Raw genomic sequence first — 15,156 nt, 5'->3', positions numbered from 1 at the left:
GCGTCCCCACCGACTCGTTTAGCCGCGGATCTGGATGATGGTCTGCGAGACCTGGTTCGCGGTATCGAGCGCCTTCGAGTTCGCCTGGAAGTTGCGCTGCGCGGCGATCAGGTTGACCAGTTCTTCGGTGATGTCGACGTTCGATCCTTCGATCTGACCCGACATCAGCGAGCCGAAGCCGTCGGCGGCCGCCGACCCCATCGTCGCGGTGCCCGACAGACCCGTCGCCGACCAATAGCTGTTGCCGATCTGGCGCAGGCCGGTCGGCGTGGAGAACTTCGCCAGCGCCACCTTGCCCAGCGGCACGATGTCGCCGTTCGAGAAGCTCGCCTGGATCAGGCCTTCCGACGTCACCGTCACGCCGGCCAGCTGACCGACGGGCACGCCGTCCTGGCTCTTGCTGTTGACCGCGAAGGCCGACGCCAGCTGCGTCGAGTTGCCGAGGTTCAGCGTCAGGTTCTGCGCGGCAGCGCCCGACAGCGGGATGAACGTGTCGTACTGGATCGGCGTCGCCGGCGTCTTGATCGCGCCAGTGTTGGCAAAGGTGATTTGGACGGGATCCTTCTTGCCGCCGACTTCCAGCTGCTTGTCGCCGACGAACGTATAGACCGCCCACGTGCTGTCCGTGCCCTTGGTGGCATCGGGCACCGCGGTGCGCACGTAATAGCTGGTCATCGTCATCGGATTGCCGTTCGCGTCGTAGACGCGCGTCGCGACCGAGTTGTTGTAGGTGGTCGTGTCGGTGCGATCGAACGTCTTCTTGTTGACGGTCGTCGTGCCCGACAGGTTGATCGCGGTCGATACGGACTGCGTCGCCTTCGGCGTACCGCTGGTCTGCTGCAGCTGCAGGTTGGTCAGGCCATCTTCACCGGTGGCGGTGACGTTGCCGTCGCCGTCGACCGGATAGACCATCAGGAAGCTGCCCTGGCTGTCGACGACGTTGCGGCTGGCGTCGACCGAGAACGAACCGTTGCGGGTATAGGCGATCGCGTCGCTGGCGCCGGTCGTCTTCACGGTGAAGAAGCCTTCGCCCATGACCGCGAGGTCGAGCGCGTTGGTCGTGCCCTGCAAATTGCCGTTCTTGAACTGCTGCTGTGTCGCCTTCACGATGACGCCCGACCCCACCATCTTGCGCGGATCGGTCGACACGCTCGATGCGATGACGTCCGAAAACTCGACGCGGCTCTTCTTGAAGCCCGTGGTCGAGACGTTGGCGAGGTTGTGCGAGATGGTGTCCATGTCGGTCTGCGAAGCCTGAAGACCGGACAGCGAGGTGAAGAAGGACATTGGGTTTCTCCTGGAATTCGGAAAACGGGGGGAAGATCAGGCGGCGGAACGAACGTTGGACGGATCGACGTCACCGACGCCGACGACCTTCAGAACGGGCTTGCCGCTGGATGGCAGGGACACGGATTCGACCGGCGCCCAGACGAGCGTGCGGCTGGTGATCGTCTTGTCGCCACCGGTGGCGAAGGCACTGATGGTGAAGGGACCCTTGCCCGCGTCCTGACCCGAGCCGTCCTTGCCGTCCCAGTCGAAGGCGATCGAACCCTTCTTCTGCGCGCCAAGATCGAGCTGGCGCAGCATGCCGCCGTTGGCGTCGCTGATCGACACGGTGACCTGCGTCGCGTCGTCGTCCAGCTCGACCGCGCCGTCGATCCCGCCGGACGAGCGCGGATAGGCGGTCGATCCTTCGGTCAGCACGGTCTTGCCGACGTAGCTCATCGCATCGCTCGCGCTGGTCGAGCCGAGCTTGTTCGAGATGCCGGTCAGCGATTTGTTCATCTCGCTGATGCCGGCGACGGACGAGAATTGCGCCATCTGGGCGACCATCTGCGTGTTGTCCATCGGCGCGAACGGGTCCTGGTTCTTCAGCTGCGTGGTCAGCAGCGTCAGGAAGTCGGACTGGTCCAGCGTCGTCTTGGTGACGCCGGTAACGGTCGATGCACCGCTGGCGGTCGTCGTGCCGGTGTTGCTCGCGGCGCGCTTGATGCCGAGGTTGGCGAGCGTCGTGTCGAACGACGAACCCGATGTGGAGGTCGTGGTGGTCATGGGTTAGCGGCCCAGCTTGAGGGTATCGATGGTGAGCTGCTTGGCAGTGTTCAGCACCTCGACATTGTTCTGGTACGAGCGCGCCGTCTCCATCATGTCGACGAACTCGCGGCTTTCATCGACGGCGGCCTGGTAGATATTGCCGTCCTTGTCCGCGACCGGGTTGTTGGGGTCGTAGATCTTGGTCGGCGCTTCGCCCGCGGTGACGATCTTTTCGACGTCGACGGTGGCAAGGCCGCTCGCGGCGTCGAAGCTGGTGCGGAACACCGGCTTCATCGTCTTGTAGGCGGTGTCCGCCGACCCGGTCGTACCGCCGGCATTGGCAAGGTTGGATGCGGTCGTGTTCAGGCGGACGAGCTGCGCGCTCATCGCGCGGCCTGCCACCTGAAAGACGCTCATCGGATCGGCCATGGCCTTACTCCCCCTTCAGCGCGCGGGTGATCTGGCCGATGCGTCCGTTCAGGAACGACAGCGTCGTCTGATACTGGACGGCATTTTCGGCGAAGGCGGTCTGTTCCTGGTTCAGCTCGACGGTGTTGCCATCCATCGAGGTCTGCACCGGCACGCGATATTTGGTCGCGGCGGCGATCCCCTTTTCGCCGATATCGCTCTCCATCGACGCGAGCGCCGACTTGAAATCGATATCCTTCGCCTTGAACCCGGGGGTCGAGGCGTTGGCGATATTCGACGCGAGCACGCCCATGCGCTGCGAACGCACTTCCAGGGCGGATCCGTGAATTCCGAACAGACTGTCAGCGGCCATCGGGCCAAATCTCCGGCGCACCATTGCGCTGCCGAGACGCTAAGCAACCGCCGTGCCAGTTTTTTGCGGCAGGAGGGCGGGGGTCCGGTTTTTTCGCGATTTCACCCCGTTGCCGGGCGGGCGGCAACCCGACCGGCAACAGCTTGCCGGGATTTGCCGGGCGGACGGCAAGCCTTGCCGCCCTTCTTCGTCACCCCGGACTTGGTCCGGGGTCCACCGGGCCGCATGGGGACGGCTTGTCGCGTTCGTCGCAGATAAAGCTTGTCCGCTACTTTCGTCATCCCGGCGCACGCCGGGATCCATGGAGGCGGTGAGGCCAATGGCGCACGTCAACGGTCGCCGCATCGTATCCATGGATCCCGGCCTTCGCCGGGATGACGAAGGGGGCGTCCAGCCGAACAGACGCCCCTCCAAACCCAACTGGCCCACCCCTTGCATTATATCCGCGCATGATCGCCCAGCTCTTCGATCCGATCGCATTCGCCATCGTCGGCGGCGGCACGCTCGTCGCCACGGTGCTGCGTGCGCCGCTCCGCGACGTCGGCCGCGCGGTGGTGGCGCTCCACGTCCTGCCGCGCCGCGCCTTCTCCGCCGATCCGCTGCTCGAACAGATCGCCGCGCAGGACCGGATCGCCAAGCGCCACGGTGTCGTCGCGCTCGACAAATCGGTGATCGCCGATCCCGATGTCGCCGCCGCGATCGCCGCGATCGTCGACGGAGCGGTCGCCCGCGAGGTCGAGGCGCTGCTGCGCTTCCACCGGCAAAAGCGGATCGACCGCCAAGCCGCCGCCGCCGACGTCTGGTCCGGCGCCGCAGAGGCCGCGCCCGCGATGGGCATGGTCGGTACGCTGATCGGCCTTGCCGGCATGTTCGCGCAGATGACCGACCCGCAGGCGATCGGCGGCGCGATGGCGGTGGCGCTGCTCGCGACGCTGTACGGCGCACTGTTCGCCAACCTCCTCTTCATGCCGGTCTGCCATCGCCTGCGCGCTGCGGGCAAGATCGAGGCGTTCGAACGCGCCCGGATCGAAGCCCCGCTCGTCGCGCTCGCGCTGCGCGAAACGCCGCGCCACCAGTTGCACAGCGTCGCATGACCGCCCCCGCGCTTCCCCGCTGGCCGGAACCGGCGCCCGCCCGGCCCGTGTGGCTGGTGACGCTCGCCGATCTCGCGCTGCTGCTCGTCGGCTTCTTCGTCCTGTTGCAGGCGAGCGAACGCCCACGCGCCGTCACCGATGCGCTCCGGCGCAGTTTCGGGGGTGAGGCGGCACTGCACGCCCCCCCGCCCCCGCCGATGCCGGTCATGGTCGCGGGGCTCTTCGATTTCGCTCCCGGATCGGCGGCGCTGCCCGGCGGTTCCGCGGCCGTCATCGCCTGGGCCGAAGAGGCGGCGCGCGACCCGCGCGTCGCGCTCACCGTCACCGGGTCGACCGACGGCAGCCCCGCCGACGTCGATGCCGCGACCGGCAGTCCCGCGATCCTCGCCGCCGATCGTGCCCGCGCGCTCGCGGCGTTGCTGGCGCCGGTCAGCCGCCGCATCACCGTTACCACCGCGCCGCGGCCCGGACGCCGCGCCGCCATCGTCACGCTCGCCTTTGCCGGAGACGCTCCGACCACGAGCGGCCCCCGCACCGACCCTCAACACGGACATCAGCCATGATCCTCCTGCCCCTGCTCCTTGCCGCCGCGCCGATGGGCACGCTGCCTGTGTTCCAGGACACCGGCGGACTCGACCGCGCGGTCGCCGCCTTCACCAGCCGCCCGATCGGGGCGGAGGGCGGCGCGCGCACCGCGATCGATGCGCGGCTGCGTCTCGCGCAATGCCCCACCGTCTCGCTCGCCTGGCGCAGCGACGCGCATGACGCGGTCGTCGTGTCCTGCACGGGGCCGGACTGGCGCATCTTCGTCCCCGTGATCCGCCCCGCCGACGCGCCCGCCGCGGGCGCGGTGCCCGCCATGCTCGCGCCTACCAAGGCGGAGCCGGTGATCCGTCGCGGCGATCCCGTGCTGATCGAGGCGGGCTCGCCCGGCTTTTCGATCAGCCGCGAAGGCGTCGCCGTCGGTGACGCACCGCCGGGCGGCCGCGTGATGATCAAGGTCGATGGCAGCAACACGCCCGTACAGGCAGTCGCGGTCGAAGCGGGCCGCGCCACGCTGCCCGGCTGGACCGACTGAGGCGGCATCTTTTTTCGCGGGCGAATCTTTTTTGCTAAAGCGCGCTCGCAGACGGCCGTTTAGTCGCCTGTCAGGCAACATACACAGGTGCGGACATGGTGGACTCAATCGGCGCAAAGCCGCAGCAGGCAAGTGGAAGCGTATCGCGCGTCGCCGCACCCGCGGCCGCGCCGACGGTGCAGCCAGTGGTACAGCAGGCGACGACGCGCCAGCCCGTCGCGGCAGCGCCAGCGACGCAGCTGAGCGGCCTTGCCAAATCGATGGCCGCGTCGGCCCCGGTCGACAGCGACCGCGTCGGCGAGATCAAGAAGGCGATCGCCACCGGCACCTTCCCCATTCTGCCGGCGACCATCGCCGACCGACTGCTCGCCCTCAAGCTGAATTGGGATGGCCATGAATCGGCGTGATGCCCTCATCCGCGTCATCGACGCGCTCCACGCCGAAATTGAAGCGCTGAAGACCAACGACTGCGCCGCGCTGGAACGTGCGACGCAGGACAAGCTTGCCGGCATCGAAGAGATTGCCGCGATGGGCACCGGCCCCGCCGGCGACGAGATCCGCGAACTGGCCGACGAGGCGAACCGCCTCAACGAAACCTGCCGCATCTACGTCAACCTGATGGCGGCAAATGTCCGCCGCCGCCTGCAAATTCTGACCGGCGATGCCGGCCACGGCTACCGCCCCTCGCTGATCCAGGCCTACGCCTGAGGCTTTGGGGCTGACGCCCTTTCCCCAGATCGATCGTCACCCCGGACGTGTTCCGGGGTCCACCGGGCCGCACGGGGACGGCAAGAGGCTGGAGCCATCCCCTTCGCCGCAGAGTGGACCCCGGAACACGTCAGGGGTGACGGAAATCGCCGCTGACACCCTCCCTTAACCACAACTGGCACGGCTCTTGCTGAAAGCCACCCGGCAACAGGGGTGTGTTTTCGTCGCAATGACCGTCAATCCGATTTCTGCCGGGCGCGTCCAATCCGCCATCCAGCTTGCGAGCAGCAAGACGGGTGTGGATTTCGACTATCTGCTCGGCCAGGCGAAGATCGAAAGCGGGCTGAACGCACGCGCGCGGTCGGGCACGTCGTCGGCGACGGGCCTGTACCAGTTCGTCGAGCAGAGCTGGCTCGCGGTCGTCAAGAAGCACGGCGCCGAACACGGCCTGGGCTGGGCCGCCGACAGCATCGGCCAGACCGCCGGCGGCCGTTTCTCGGTCAGCGACGGCGCGACCCGCTCCGCCATCCTCGCGCTGCGCAACGACCCCGACGTCGCCTCGCTGATGGCCGCCGAACACGCCTCCGACAATAAGAGCGCGCTCGAGGGTTCGCTGGGCCGCGACGCCAACGGCACCGACCTTTACATGGCGCACTTCCTCGGCATCGGCGGCGCCAAGAAATTCCTGTCGGCGATGGCGAACAATCCCGGTGCCTCCGCCGCCTCGCTGTTCCCGCAGGCGGCCGGCGCCAACCACTCGATCTTCTACGCCTCGAACGGCCAGCCGCGGTCGCTCTCGGCGATCTATCAGCGCTTCAGCGACAAGCTGAACGCCGCGTCGGACAGCGTCAGCGAAACCCGCAACGCCAATCTCGCCTTTGCCGCACAGGCCCTGGCGATGGGCGATTCCACCGTCGTCACCGGCAACAACCAGACGCCGGAGGATGCCTTGAGCTGGGCGACGCAGGCGCTGACCCAGGCCGGCGGCCGCTTCGGCAGCCGCGCCGCCGATGCCGCGAACAGCCTGCTGCGCCCGTCGCCGCAGAATGCGCAGCTCGCCTATATGATGCTCGCCAGCATGGGGGGCCGCTGACGTGAACAAGCTGCTCAGCCAAGGCCGCGGCGCCGCGCTGCCGCTCGCCATCCTGCTGCTCGTCGTCGTCATGGTCGTGCCGATCCCGGCCTTCCTGCTCGACGTCTTTTTCGTCGCCAATATCGCGATCAGCCTCGCCGTGCTGATGGTGTCGCTGAACGCGCAGAAGCCGCTGGATTTCAGCGCCTTCCCGACCGTGCTCCTGTTCGCGACCCTCTTCCGCCTGGGCCTCAACGTCGCGTCCACCCGCATCGTGCTGGTCCATGGGCATGAGGGTGAAAGCGCCGCGGGCCATGTCATTGAGGCGTTCGGCAGCTTCCTGATCGGCGGCGACTATGTCGTCGGCATCTTCGTCTTCGCGATCCTGATGATCATCAACCTGATCGTCGTCACCAAGGGCGCGGGTCGCGTGTCGGAAGTCTCGGCGCGCTTCACCCTGGACGCGTTGCCCGGCAAGCAGATGGCGATCGACGCCGACCTGAACGCCGGCCTCATCACGCCCGACGACGCCAAGAAGCGCCGCGTCGAAGTCGCCACCGAAGCCGATTTTTATGGTTCGATGGACGGTTCGTCGAAGTTCGTGAAGGGCGACGCGGTCGCCGCGATGCTGATCCTCGCCGCCAACGTCATCGGCGGCCTGATCCTCGGCCCCGTCAGCCACGGCATGACGATCGCCGCCGCGGCGAAAAGCTACATCCTGCTCGCGATCGGCGACGCGCTCGTCGCGCAGCTGCCGGCGCTGATGCTCTCGATCGCCGCCGCCGCGATCGTCACCCGCGTCAATTCGGACAAGGACCTCGCTGGCCAGATCGGCAGCCAGTTCGGCTCCCCGCGCACCTGGACCCCGGTCGCGGTCATCCTCGGCCTGCTCGGCGCCTTCCCGGGCATGCCGCACCTCATCATGCTGCCGGCCGCCGGCATCGCCGGCTTCACCGCTTGGAAACTGCGCCAGATCGAAAAGCGCCCCGTCGTCGAAGCGCCCAAGGCCGCCGAGGAACCCGTCGATCCGTCGAAGATCGGTTGGGACGAAGTGACCGAAGGCATGCAGGTCAACCTCGACATCGGCTATGGCCTGGTGCCGCTGGTCGACCAGCGCCGCGGCGCGCCGCTGATGGGCCGCATCACCGGCGTCCGCCGCCAGCTCTCGCGCGACCTCGGCTTCGTCGTGCCGCAATGCCGCGTGCGCGACGACATCAACCTCGCGCCCTACACCTATCGCATCATGATCAACGGCGTCTGCGTCGGCGAAGATCAGGTCAGCCCCGACGAGATGCTCGCGCTCGACACCGGCCAGGCGTTCGGCGAGCTCCACGGCAAGAAGGCGAAGGACCCGACCTTCGGGCTCGACGCCACCTGGATCCCCGCGGGCGATGCCGATGCCGCGACCGGCGCGGGCTTCCTCGTCGTCGATGCCGGCACCGTCATGGCGACGCACCTCAACCACCTGCTCGGCGCCAATGCGACCGACCTGCTCGGCCCCGACGAGGTCCAGTCGCTGCTCGACGGGCTGAAGGAACGCGCCGCGCAGCTCGTCGCCAGCCTCACCCCCAACCCGTTGCCGCTCACCACCCTCACCCAGGTCCTGAAGGGCCTGCTCGCGGAGAACATCCCCTTGAAGGAGTTCCGTCGTATCGCGCAGGCGATTGCGGTCGCCGCCACGCGCAGCGCCGATGCCGAGGAGATCATCGAACTGATCCGTCCGGAGCTTGGCCCGCTGATCATCCAGAAGCTGTGCGGCGTGCGCGAGCCGCTGCGCGTGATGACGCTCGAGGGTCAGCTCGAAGGGCTGCTCGGCCAGGCCGCGCGCGCCGACGCCTCGCGCCGCCACGTCATCGAGCCCGATCTCGGCCGCCGCATCGTCGAGGCGCTGCAACAGGCCGCCCAGCCGCTGATCGCCGAGGCCAAGCCCTTCGCGCTCGTCGTCCAGCCCGCGATCCGCATCGCGATCCGCAAGCTGGTGAAGACCGTGCTGCCCGACACGCCCGTCCTCTCCTTCTTCGAAGTGCCCGAAGAAAAGGCGGTCGAGGTCGTCGCGGTCATCGGCGCACCGCAGCAGCAGGCGCTGGCGGCATGAGCGCCGAGCCGATGAGCAACGCCTTCGCCGGCGCCCAACCCGCGCCGCAAGCCATGGTGCCGCAGGGCCCTCTCACCTATTCGCCGCGCCAGCGTCCCGGTGGCGACAGCGAGGCGCTGATCCGCCAGCATCTCCCCATGGTCCGCCGCATCGCCTGGCACGTCCACGGATCGATGAGTACGATCGTCGATGTCGAGGACCTCGTGCAGATCGGCCTCGTCGCTTTGGTCGAGGCGGTCGGACAAGCCGCGGAACAGGGCGCGCAGTTCAAGGCCTATCTGCAAACCCGCCTGCGCGGCGCGATGATCGACGAACTCCGGCGACAGGCGACGACGACACGCGGCGCGATGCGGCGGCGGCGGCAATATCAGGCCGCCATTGCCGCCGTCACGGCACGAACCGGCCGCGCCCCCGACGAAGCGACGCTCGCCGCCGAACTCGGCGTCACGATCGAACGGCTGCGCGCAGACTATGAGACCGCCGACACGGTGCGGTTCGAATCGATGGACGAAGTCTATGCCGACGACCTGCCCTGGTTCGCCGACGACACGCCCGACGCCTTCGAACAACTCGCCGAAAGCGACCTGCGCGACACGCTGATCGCCGCGATCGGCGCTTTGCCCGAACGGGAGGCGCTGGTGATCCAGCTCTATTATGTCGAGGAATTGAACCTCGAGGAAATCGGCCAGGTACTCGGCGTCGGCTCGGCAAGAGTCTGCCAGATCAAGGCCGCCGCCCACGCTAAATTGAAAAAGGCGCTGGCGAGGAAGGTATAAATCCTCCCCCGCCAGGGGGAGGTGGCGCCGCGAAGCGGTGACGGAGGGGGAGGTAAGCGACGCCTTCTGCTACAAAGGTCTTGCTTTACCTCCCCCTCCACCATTCGGCTAACGCCGAACGGTCCCCCTCCCCCTGGCGGGGGAGGACCTAAGGCTTACGCCACCGCCTTCGACCGCGCGGCAAAGCTCTTGCGCAGCTTCTGCAGCTTCGGCGGGATCACCGCCATGCAATAGGGGTTAGACCGGCCCGAGGTTTCCCAATAATCCTGATGGTAATCCTCCGCCGGATACCAATCCGCCATCGGCTCCACCGTCGTCACGATCGGCTTGTCCAGCCCCGCCTGCGCCCGCTCGATCGCCGCACGCATCTCCGCTTCCTGGGCCTCGTCCGCCGGGAACACCGCCGAACGATATTGCGTGCCGACGTCATTGCCCTGCCGGTTCAACTGCGTCGGGTCATGCGTCGCGAAGAAGATGTCGAGCAGGTCGCCCAGCTGCAGCTGCTCGGGGTCGTAGCCGATGCGGATCGCCTCGGCGTGGCCAGTGTCGCCGCCGCACACCTGCTTGTACGTCGGGTTGGGCACGTTGCCGCCGATATAGCCGCTCTCGACGCTTTCCACGCCGATCACGTCCTTGAACACCGCCTCGGTACACCAGAAGCAGCCGCCCGCCAGCGTTACATAATCCGTCATGCTGAAGTCTCCTTTGCAGCCCATGTAGGAAGGCGCTAGGCCGCGCAAAAGACGAAGGACGCGACGCATGGCATTGAACGGCAAGGTGATGGTGACCGGCGGCGCCGGCTATATCGGCAGCCATGCGGTGCTGGCTTTGTGCGATGCCGGCTATGACGTCGTCGTCGTCGACAATCTCGTCACCGGCTTCGCCTGGGCGGTCGATCCCCGCGCAACGCTAGTCGAGGCGAACGTCGCCGACGATATCGCCGTGCGCGCCGCGATCCGCGACCACAATGTGCGCGCGATCATGCACTTCGCCGGATCGGTGGTCGTGCCGGAATCGGTCAGCGACCCGCTCAAATATTACCGCAATAACACCGCCGCGACGCGATCGCTGATCGAAAGCGCCGTCACCGAAGGCGTGCCGCACTTCATCTTCTCGTCCACCGCCGCGACCTATGGTACGCCCGTCAAGGTGCCGGTCGAGGAAACCGACCCGACCGTGCCGATCAACCCGTACGGCATGTCGAAGCTGATGACCGAGGCGATGCTGCGCGACGTCGCAGCGGCGCATCCGATCAACTATTGCGCGCTGCGCTATTTCAACGTCGCCGGCGCCGATCCGCAGGGCCGCTCGGGCCAGTCGACGGTGGGCGCGACGCACCTCATCAAGATCGCGGTCGAGGCGGCGACCGGCAAGCGCGCCGCCGTCTCGGTCTTCGGCACCGACTTCGACACGCCCGACGGCACGGGCGTGCGCGACTATATCCACGTCAGTGATTTGGCCGCCGCGCACGTCGCCACGCTCGAACTGCTGGTCGCCGAGCCGACGCAGAGCCACACGCTCAACGCCGGTTACAACCGCGGCTTCTCGGTCAACGAAGTGCTCGACGCAGTCGATCGCGTCACCAATATGACGATCGAGCGCCGCTACGAAGGGCGCCGCGCGGGCGATCCCGCCGCGCTCGTCGCCGACAATCGCGCGATCCTCGCCGCGCTCCCCTGGCGCCCGCAGCGCGACGACCTCGACACGATCGTCAAGGATGCGCTCGCCTGGGAACGCAAGCTCAGCGAACGCCAATAGGATCGGGCTGCCGGCAAGCTGCTGTGATCACGGCGAAATTGCGCGAGCCCGGTCTTACACGCCCGTGGCCTGCCATTCTCCGGGCCAGTGGATTGCGCTCCTTGAAGTGGTGAAGAAACGGAAACGGTAGACCTCGATCGGTTTCGCCAAGGTGTTCATCTTGTCTACGTTCGCCACGCAACCATAGGCCGTTCGACATTCGACGAAATCGATTCATTCCTCCCATTGGCGGGGAGGAATGACGACCACTCGAACCTTGACGAAGCCTACCGTTCCCCGCCGATCGCCACACGCGCCCGCGCCGTGGCGGTCCACCAGCCCAGTGCCCAGAGCGTCCCGAAGCTCCAGCCGGCCAGCACGTCGCTCGGCCAATGCACACCCAGATACACGCGACTGCACCCGATCGCGCCGACCAGTAGCACCGCGGCCACCAACAGGTACAATCGGGCCGCGCGGTCGGGCGTCACCTGCCCGGCAAGCGCGGCCAGCGTCAGATAGCAGACGGCGCTCGCGGTCGCGTGCCCACTCGGAAAGCTGTAGCCGTTGGCGGAGACGAGGTGCGGGACCAGCTCCGGCCGCGCGCGCAGCACCATGCCCTTCACCAGCTCGATCACCCATCCACCGGTCAGCGTCGCCAGCACGGTGGCGAGCGCGGTCAACCACAGGCGCTGCACCAGCAGGAACCCGACGACGAGCGTCACGATCAGCGTCAGCACCACGCCACCGCCCAGATCGGTGATGTCCGCCGCCACCTTCGGCAGCCACGCGGGGCCGCTCCAGTGGCGCAGACCGACAATGATCGCTTTGTCGAAGGCGAACGGATAGCGACTGGTCGCCACCGCGCCGATCAGCAGCACCGCCAGCCCCGCCGCGATCAGCGCGAGTCCCACCAATAAGGGCGGCAGCCGGCGCCCGCCGGCTCGATCAGACATCCATATCATCCCGCGCCAACGCCTTCGGGACGAAAAGGACGCGCGCCGCACCCGGATCGCGACGGCGCACCGCCCGATCCGCCAACTTCTGGCGCGTCACACCCGGTGTACGACACCGGGTCTATAGGAAACCCACGCAAGTCCGGTGTATTATACAACTGGCACACTTATCGCATGGGGCCTATCGACTCGCACGACATCCTGCCGTGCGGACGATCGGGAGCCACATCATGTCCATGATACCGTCTTTGCTCGCCCTCGCCGCTCTGGCTGCGACGCCCGACGCGGGCGTCGAACAGCCGAAGGCCGCGCCGCGCGCTTATACGGTCCGGTACGATGCCAACCGCGATGTCTATTGCATCCGCTTCTTCTCGGATGCCCTCGCCGCCGATGCCCATCCCGGACGCAGTGCCATCACCTGCCAAAGCCGTGAGCGCTGGGCCGACGAAAAGGTCTTCATCCACCACGCCGGCCGCCCCGAACTGGCGGCGCGCTGAGGGGTATCAGGCCAGCAGGGCTGCGGCCGAACCCTTGGGTTCGGCCAGCGCTCGCTCCACCGGGGTCAGGCCCGAGAGCCGTTCCGCCCGATACGCATCCGCAGCGGTATCGCTCGTCGCGATCAGGCGATCCTGTGCGACGGGACGGGGACGGGCGGCACCGAACAGGCCCAGCGTGGTACGGCTCATAGATTCCTCGGACAGGGCAGCGGGATCATTCCCGCGCGCTGCCGCATCAATGCCGCACTGCACCCAGCGGTTCCGGCTTACCCTTCGATCACATGCGGCACGAAGCGCGCGGTGTTGCCGGTGATCAGCCCGTCCTCGCGAATGCCGATCCCGGCGGGCTCGCCATCGACCAACCAGCTGCCGATCACGGGGAAACATCCGGGCGCGGTCTCGGGCAGCCGGTACAACGCCTGATAGACATAGCCCTCGTCGCCATAATCCCCCGCCGCTTCGGCGACGACGTGCCCGTTCTGCCGGATCGATACGTTCGCGCCCTCGCGCGCCAGCAGCGGCTTGGCGACGGCGTCGCCCTCCGGGATGTCGAAGCTGGCGGGCAGCAGATTAGGATGCCCCGGAAACAGCTGCCATAGGATCGCGAGGATCGCCTTGTTCGACCAGATCATCTTCCAGATCGGTTCGATCCACAGCGTATCGTCGAGGCTCTCGAGCAGCGGCGCCGCAAACGCCTCCGCGGTCAGCCATTCCCACGGATACAGCTTGAACAGCGCCTCGATCCGCTGCTCGGCCAGATCGACGAAACAGCGCCGGTCATGGTCCCAGCCCAGATCGTCGACCAGGATCGGCACGGTCGTGATCCCCGCCGCCTCCGCCGTGTCGCGCAGATAGGATGTCGTGACGATATCCTCGCCCGCCTCGTCCGAGACATGCGCGAAATGGACGACCGGCGGCAGCAGCGGCGCGATGTCGCGCCACTTGGCGACCAGCCGCTCGTGCAGGCTGGTAAATTGGTCGAGGTGCGGGAAGCGCTCCTCTTTCCAGCTCCACTGAATCACCGCGGCTTCCAGCAGCGACGTCGGCGTATCGCAATTGAATTCGAACAGCTTGGGCGGGCCGGCCCCGTCATACCCTAGATCGAATCGCCCGTAATTCAGCGCCGGCGGCTCCGCCTCCCACGCATCGCGAATCGCCTGATGGAAGGGCGCCGGGATGCCGAACCGGTCGAGCAGCGCGGGATCGTCGACGATCGCCTGCCCGGCGGCGAGGAACAGTCGGTACAGCTCCGCCGTCGCCCCCTCGATCTCAGCGATCTGCGCGGCGGAAAAGCGGTAATGGACGCTCTCGTCCCAATAGGGGCGGCCATCGACGCTGTGCCAGACCAGCCCCTCCGCCTCCACCTTCGCCTGCCAGTCGGGGCGTGGATCGGTCGCGACGCGGATCATGCCCGGCCGCTGCCGAAGCTGTGCGCCGATGCGCCGAACCCGCCGCGGCTGATCGCGCCCGATCGGCTGACGAAGGTATTGGCCGGCGCCCGCGCATAGCTGACGCCGCCCGCGCGGCTGAACGATCCGCCGCGCGCCGTCTCGCCATAGGGCGGGATCACGCTGTTGCGCCCCAGGAAATACCACAGGAACGCGTTGCTGCCGCCCCCGCCATGATACCCGCTCGCCAGCGCCTGCCGCGGGCATTGGTCGTCGGCAACGCGCCGCCCCTCGCGATCGGTACAGATCGCGGTATCGGTCTGCGCGGTCCAGCCATCCGGCTCGGGTTCCGACCGGCCACACCCCGACGCCAGCAGCGCCGCGGCGATCGCCGTCGTGATCCTCAGATCGGTCCTCATGCCCTTCCCCCACAGCCACCGAAACGGCGCGCACCATAGGACAGGATCACGGCAGCCACCATGACATGATGCGACGTGCCGGCACATGGGCTCGACGTGCACGCTCATCGCGCATGGAGGCCGTGTTTGTCACCCACTTCGATGCACGGACCGAGGGCGATTAACCAATCTGATGCATCGCCGCGTAACGCTTCGGGGCGGAGAGGCGATGGATGGACACAGGCCTCACCCGCGAGATACTGGATCGCCGCATCGAGGATCAGATGGCATTGGCCGCGCTGGCGACCGACGATGCGGTCCGCGCCATGCACTGCGATCTGGCCAGCCTGTATCGATCGCAGCTGGCATGCCTCGTCACCGGTGACACGCTCATGGCGACGGTTGCGATGCTGGGCCTCGACCTGGCGGCGTAATCCATAGCGCCCGCCTTCGACCGCAGGGCCGCTCAGACAGCATCACGCGCGTGATCGACGACGATCAAACGCATTCTGGGTGATAATTGCGAGGCAGCAGGTGGCGCCGAA

The 15,156-nt window shown here is 67.2% G+C and carries 20 protein-coding genes; 11 read left to right on the top strand and 9 right to left on the bottom strand.

From position 1 onward, the window contains the following. Window positions 1–18: 18 nt before the first annotated feature. Genes ACP7A3_RS06835 through flgB form a run of 4 tightly spaced genes read right to left on the bottom strand, consistent with a single transcriptional unit; the run spans window position 19 to window position 2,815 of the window. Entirely contained in the window at window positions 19–1,287 is a 1,269-nt protein-coding gene (locus tag ACP7A3_RS06835) for a flagellar hook protein FlgE (RefSeq protein WP_017977373.1), read from the bottom strand. Between the two features lie 36 nt (window positions 1,288–1,323). After that, on the bottom strand, window positions 1,324–2,052 hold the full coding sequence (locus ACP7A3_RS06830) for a flagellar hook assembly protein FlgD (RefSeq protein WP_017977372.1): 729 nt from the start codon (window positions 2,050–2,052) through the stop codon (window positions 1,324–1,326). 3 nt (window positions 2,053–2,055) lie between these two features. Continuing rightward, window positions 2,056–2,463, bottom strand: a complete 408-nt coding sequence (gene flgC, locus ACP7A3_RS06825; protein WP_017977371.1) for a flagellar basal body rod protein FlgC — start codon at window positions 2,461–2,463, stop codon at window positions 2,056–2,058. Window positions 2,464–2,467: 4 nt separating this feature from the next. Further along, the gene (flgB, locus tag ACP7A3_RS06820; RefSeq protein WP_024310425.1) at window positions 2,468–2,815 is read right to left on the bottom strand and encodes a flagellar basal body rod protein FlgB; all 348 of its coding nucleotides are present in this window, start codon (window positions 2,813–2,815) and stop codon (window positions 2,468–2,470) included. A 449-nt stretch (window positions 2,816–3,264) separates the two neighbouring features. Here flgB and ACP7A3_RS06815 point away from each other — a divergent pair, with 449 nt between their 5' ends. The 8 genes from ACP7A3_RS06815 to ACP7A3_RS06780 all read left to right on the top strand — a co-directional run bounded on the left by ACP7A3_RS06815 (window position 3,265) and on the right by ACP7A3_RS06780 (window position 9,638). Beyond that, complete coding sequence (locus ACP7A3_RS06815; protein ID WP_426256533.1) at window positions 3,265–3,909, top strand: motility protein A; 645 nt, start codon at window positions 3,265–3,267, stop codon at window positions 3,907–3,909. Beyond that, complete coding sequence (locus tag ACP7A3_RS06810; RefSeq protein WP_426256532.1) at window positions 3,906–4,472, top strand: hypothetical protein; 567 nt, start codon at window positions 3,906–3,908, stop codon at window positions 4,470–4,472. The genes ACP7A3_RS06815 and ACP7A3_RS06810 overlap by 4 nt, the downstream gene beginning before the upstream one ends. Beyond that, window positions 4,469–4,987: a flagella basal body P-ring formation protein FlgA gene (locus tag ACP7A3_RS06805; RefSeq protein WP_426256531.1), complete on the top strand. Its 519-nt coding sequence runs from the start codon at window positions 4,469–4,471 to the stop codon at window positions 4,985–4,987. Before ACP7A3_RS06810 ends, ACP7A3_RS06805 begins: the two co-directional genes overlap by 4 nt. A gap of 95 nt (window positions 4,988–5,082) precedes the next feature. Then, entirely contained in the window at window positions 5,083–5,394 is a 312-nt protein-coding gene (flgM, locus tag ACP7A3_RS06800) for a flagellar biosynthesis anti-sigma factor FlgM (protein WP_017977366.1), read from the top strand. Beyond that, window positions 5,381–5,695 carry a hypothetical protein gene (locus ACP7A3_RS06795; protein WP_018250541.1) on the top strand — a complete coding sequence of 105 codons (315 nt, stop codon included), beginning with the start codon at window positions 5,381–5,383 and terminating at the stop codon, window positions 5,693–5,695. Before flgM ends, ACP7A3_RS06795 begins: the two co-directional genes overlap by 14 nt. Window positions 5,696–5,924: 229 nt before the next feature. After that, window positions 5,925–6,788, top strand: a complete 864-nt coding sequence (locus ACP7A3_RS06790; protein ID WP_426256530.1) for a lytic transglycosylase domain-containing protein — start codon at window positions 5,925–5,927, stop codon at window positions 6,786–6,788. A 1-nt stretch (window position 6,789) separates the two neighbouring features. Further along, on the top strand, window positions 6,790–8,862 hold the full coding sequence (flhA, locus tag ACP7A3_RS06785) for a flagellar biosynthesis protein FlhA (protein ID WP_017977363.1): 2,073 nt from the start codon (window positions 6,790–6,792) through the stop codon (window positions 8,860–8,862). Next, a complete protein-coding gene (locus ACP7A3_RS06780; protein WP_147036398.1) occupies window positions 8,859–9,638 on the top strand; it encodes a sigma-70 family RNA polymerase sigma factor in 780 nt (259 codons plus the stop codon). Before flhA ends, ACP7A3_RS06780 begins: the two co-directional genes overlap by 4 nt. Window positions 9,639–9,793: 155 nt before the next feature. Here ACP7A3_RS06780 and msrA read toward each other — a convergent pair whose 3' ends face one another. Then, the gene (msrA, locus tag ACP7A3_RS06775) at window positions 9,794–10,330 is read right to left on the bottom strand and encodes a peptide-methionine (S)-S-oxide reductase MsrA (protein ID WP_426256529.1); all 537 of its coding nucleotides are present in this window, start codon (window positions 10,328–10,330) and stop codon (window positions 9,794–9,796) included. A 67-nt stretch (window positions 10,331–10,397) separates the two neighbouring features. Here msrA and galE point away from each other — a divergent pair, with 67 nt between their 5' ends. After that, on the top strand, window positions 10,398–11,396 hold the full coding sequence (gene galE, locus ACP7A3_RS06770) for a UDP-glucose 4-epimerase GalE (RefSeq protein WP_426256528.1): 999 nt from the start codon (window positions 10,398–10,400) through the stop codon (window positions 11,394–11,396). Between the two features lie 266 nt (window positions 11,397–11,662). Here galE and ACP7A3_RS06765 read toward each other — a convergent pair whose 3' ends face one another. Then, window positions 11,663–12,328 (bottom strand): phosphatase PAP2 family protein, encoded by a 666-nt coding sequence (locus tag ACP7A3_RS06765; protein ID WP_426256527.1) that lies wholly within the window; start codon window positions 12,326–12,328, stop codon window positions 11,663–11,665. 230 nt (window positions 12,329–12,558) lie between these two features. Between ACP7A3_RS06765 and ACP7A3_RS06760 the strand changes: the two genes are divergently transcribed. After that, on the top strand, window positions 12,559–12,825 hold the full coding sequence (locus ACP7A3_RS06760) for a hypothetical protein (RefSeq protein WP_426256526.1): 267 nt from the start codon (window positions 12,559–12,561) through the stop codon (window positions 12,823–12,825). 6 nt (window positions 12,826–12,831) lie between these two features. Here ACP7A3_RS06760 and ACP7A3_RS06755 read toward each other — a convergent pair whose 3' ends face one another. The 3 genes from ACP7A3_RS06755 to ACP7A3_RS06745 form a co-directional block, all read right to left on the bottom strand. Then, window positions 12,832–13,014 (bottom strand): hypothetical protein, encoded by a 183-nt coding sequence (locus ACP7A3_RS06755; RefSeq protein ID WP_426256525.1) that lies wholly within the window; start codon window positions 13,012–13,014, stop codon window positions 12,832–12,834. Window positions 13,015–13,091: 77 nt separating this feature from the next. Beyond that, entirely contained in the window at window positions 13,092–14,234 is a 1,143-nt protein-coding gene (locus ACP7A3_RS06750; protein ID WP_426256524.1) for a glutathionylspermidine synthase family protein, read from the bottom strand. Next, window positions 14,231–14,632: a hypothetical protein gene (locus tag ACP7A3_RS06745; protein WP_017977354.1), complete on the bottom strand. Its 402-nt coding sequence runs from the start codon at window positions 14,630–14,632 to the stop codon at window positions 14,231–14,233. The genes ACP7A3_RS06750 and ACP7A3_RS06745 overlap by 4 nt, the downstream gene beginning before the upstream one ends. A 212-nt stretch (window positions 14,633–14,844) precedes the next feature. Between ACP7A3_RS06745 and ACP7A3_RS06740 the strand changes: the two genes are divergently transcribed. Then, window positions 14,845–15,045 (top strand): hypothetical protein, encoded by a 201-nt coding sequence (locus ACP7A3_RS06740; RefSeq protein ID WP_426256523.1) that lies wholly within the window; start codon window positions 14,845–14,847, stop codon window positions 15,043–15,045. Window positions 15,046–15,156: the final 111 nt, after the last annotated feature.

This window comes from Sphingomonas sp. DC5200-1 (assembly GCF_049897245.1).
Taxonomy (GTDB): domain Bacteria; phylum Pseudomonadota; class Alphaproteobacteria; order Sphingomonadales; family Sphingomonadaceae; genus Sphingomonas; species Sphingomonas aquatilis.
Note: the sequence above shows the minus strand (reverse complement) of the source record. Positions and strands in the feature narration are given on the sequence as shown.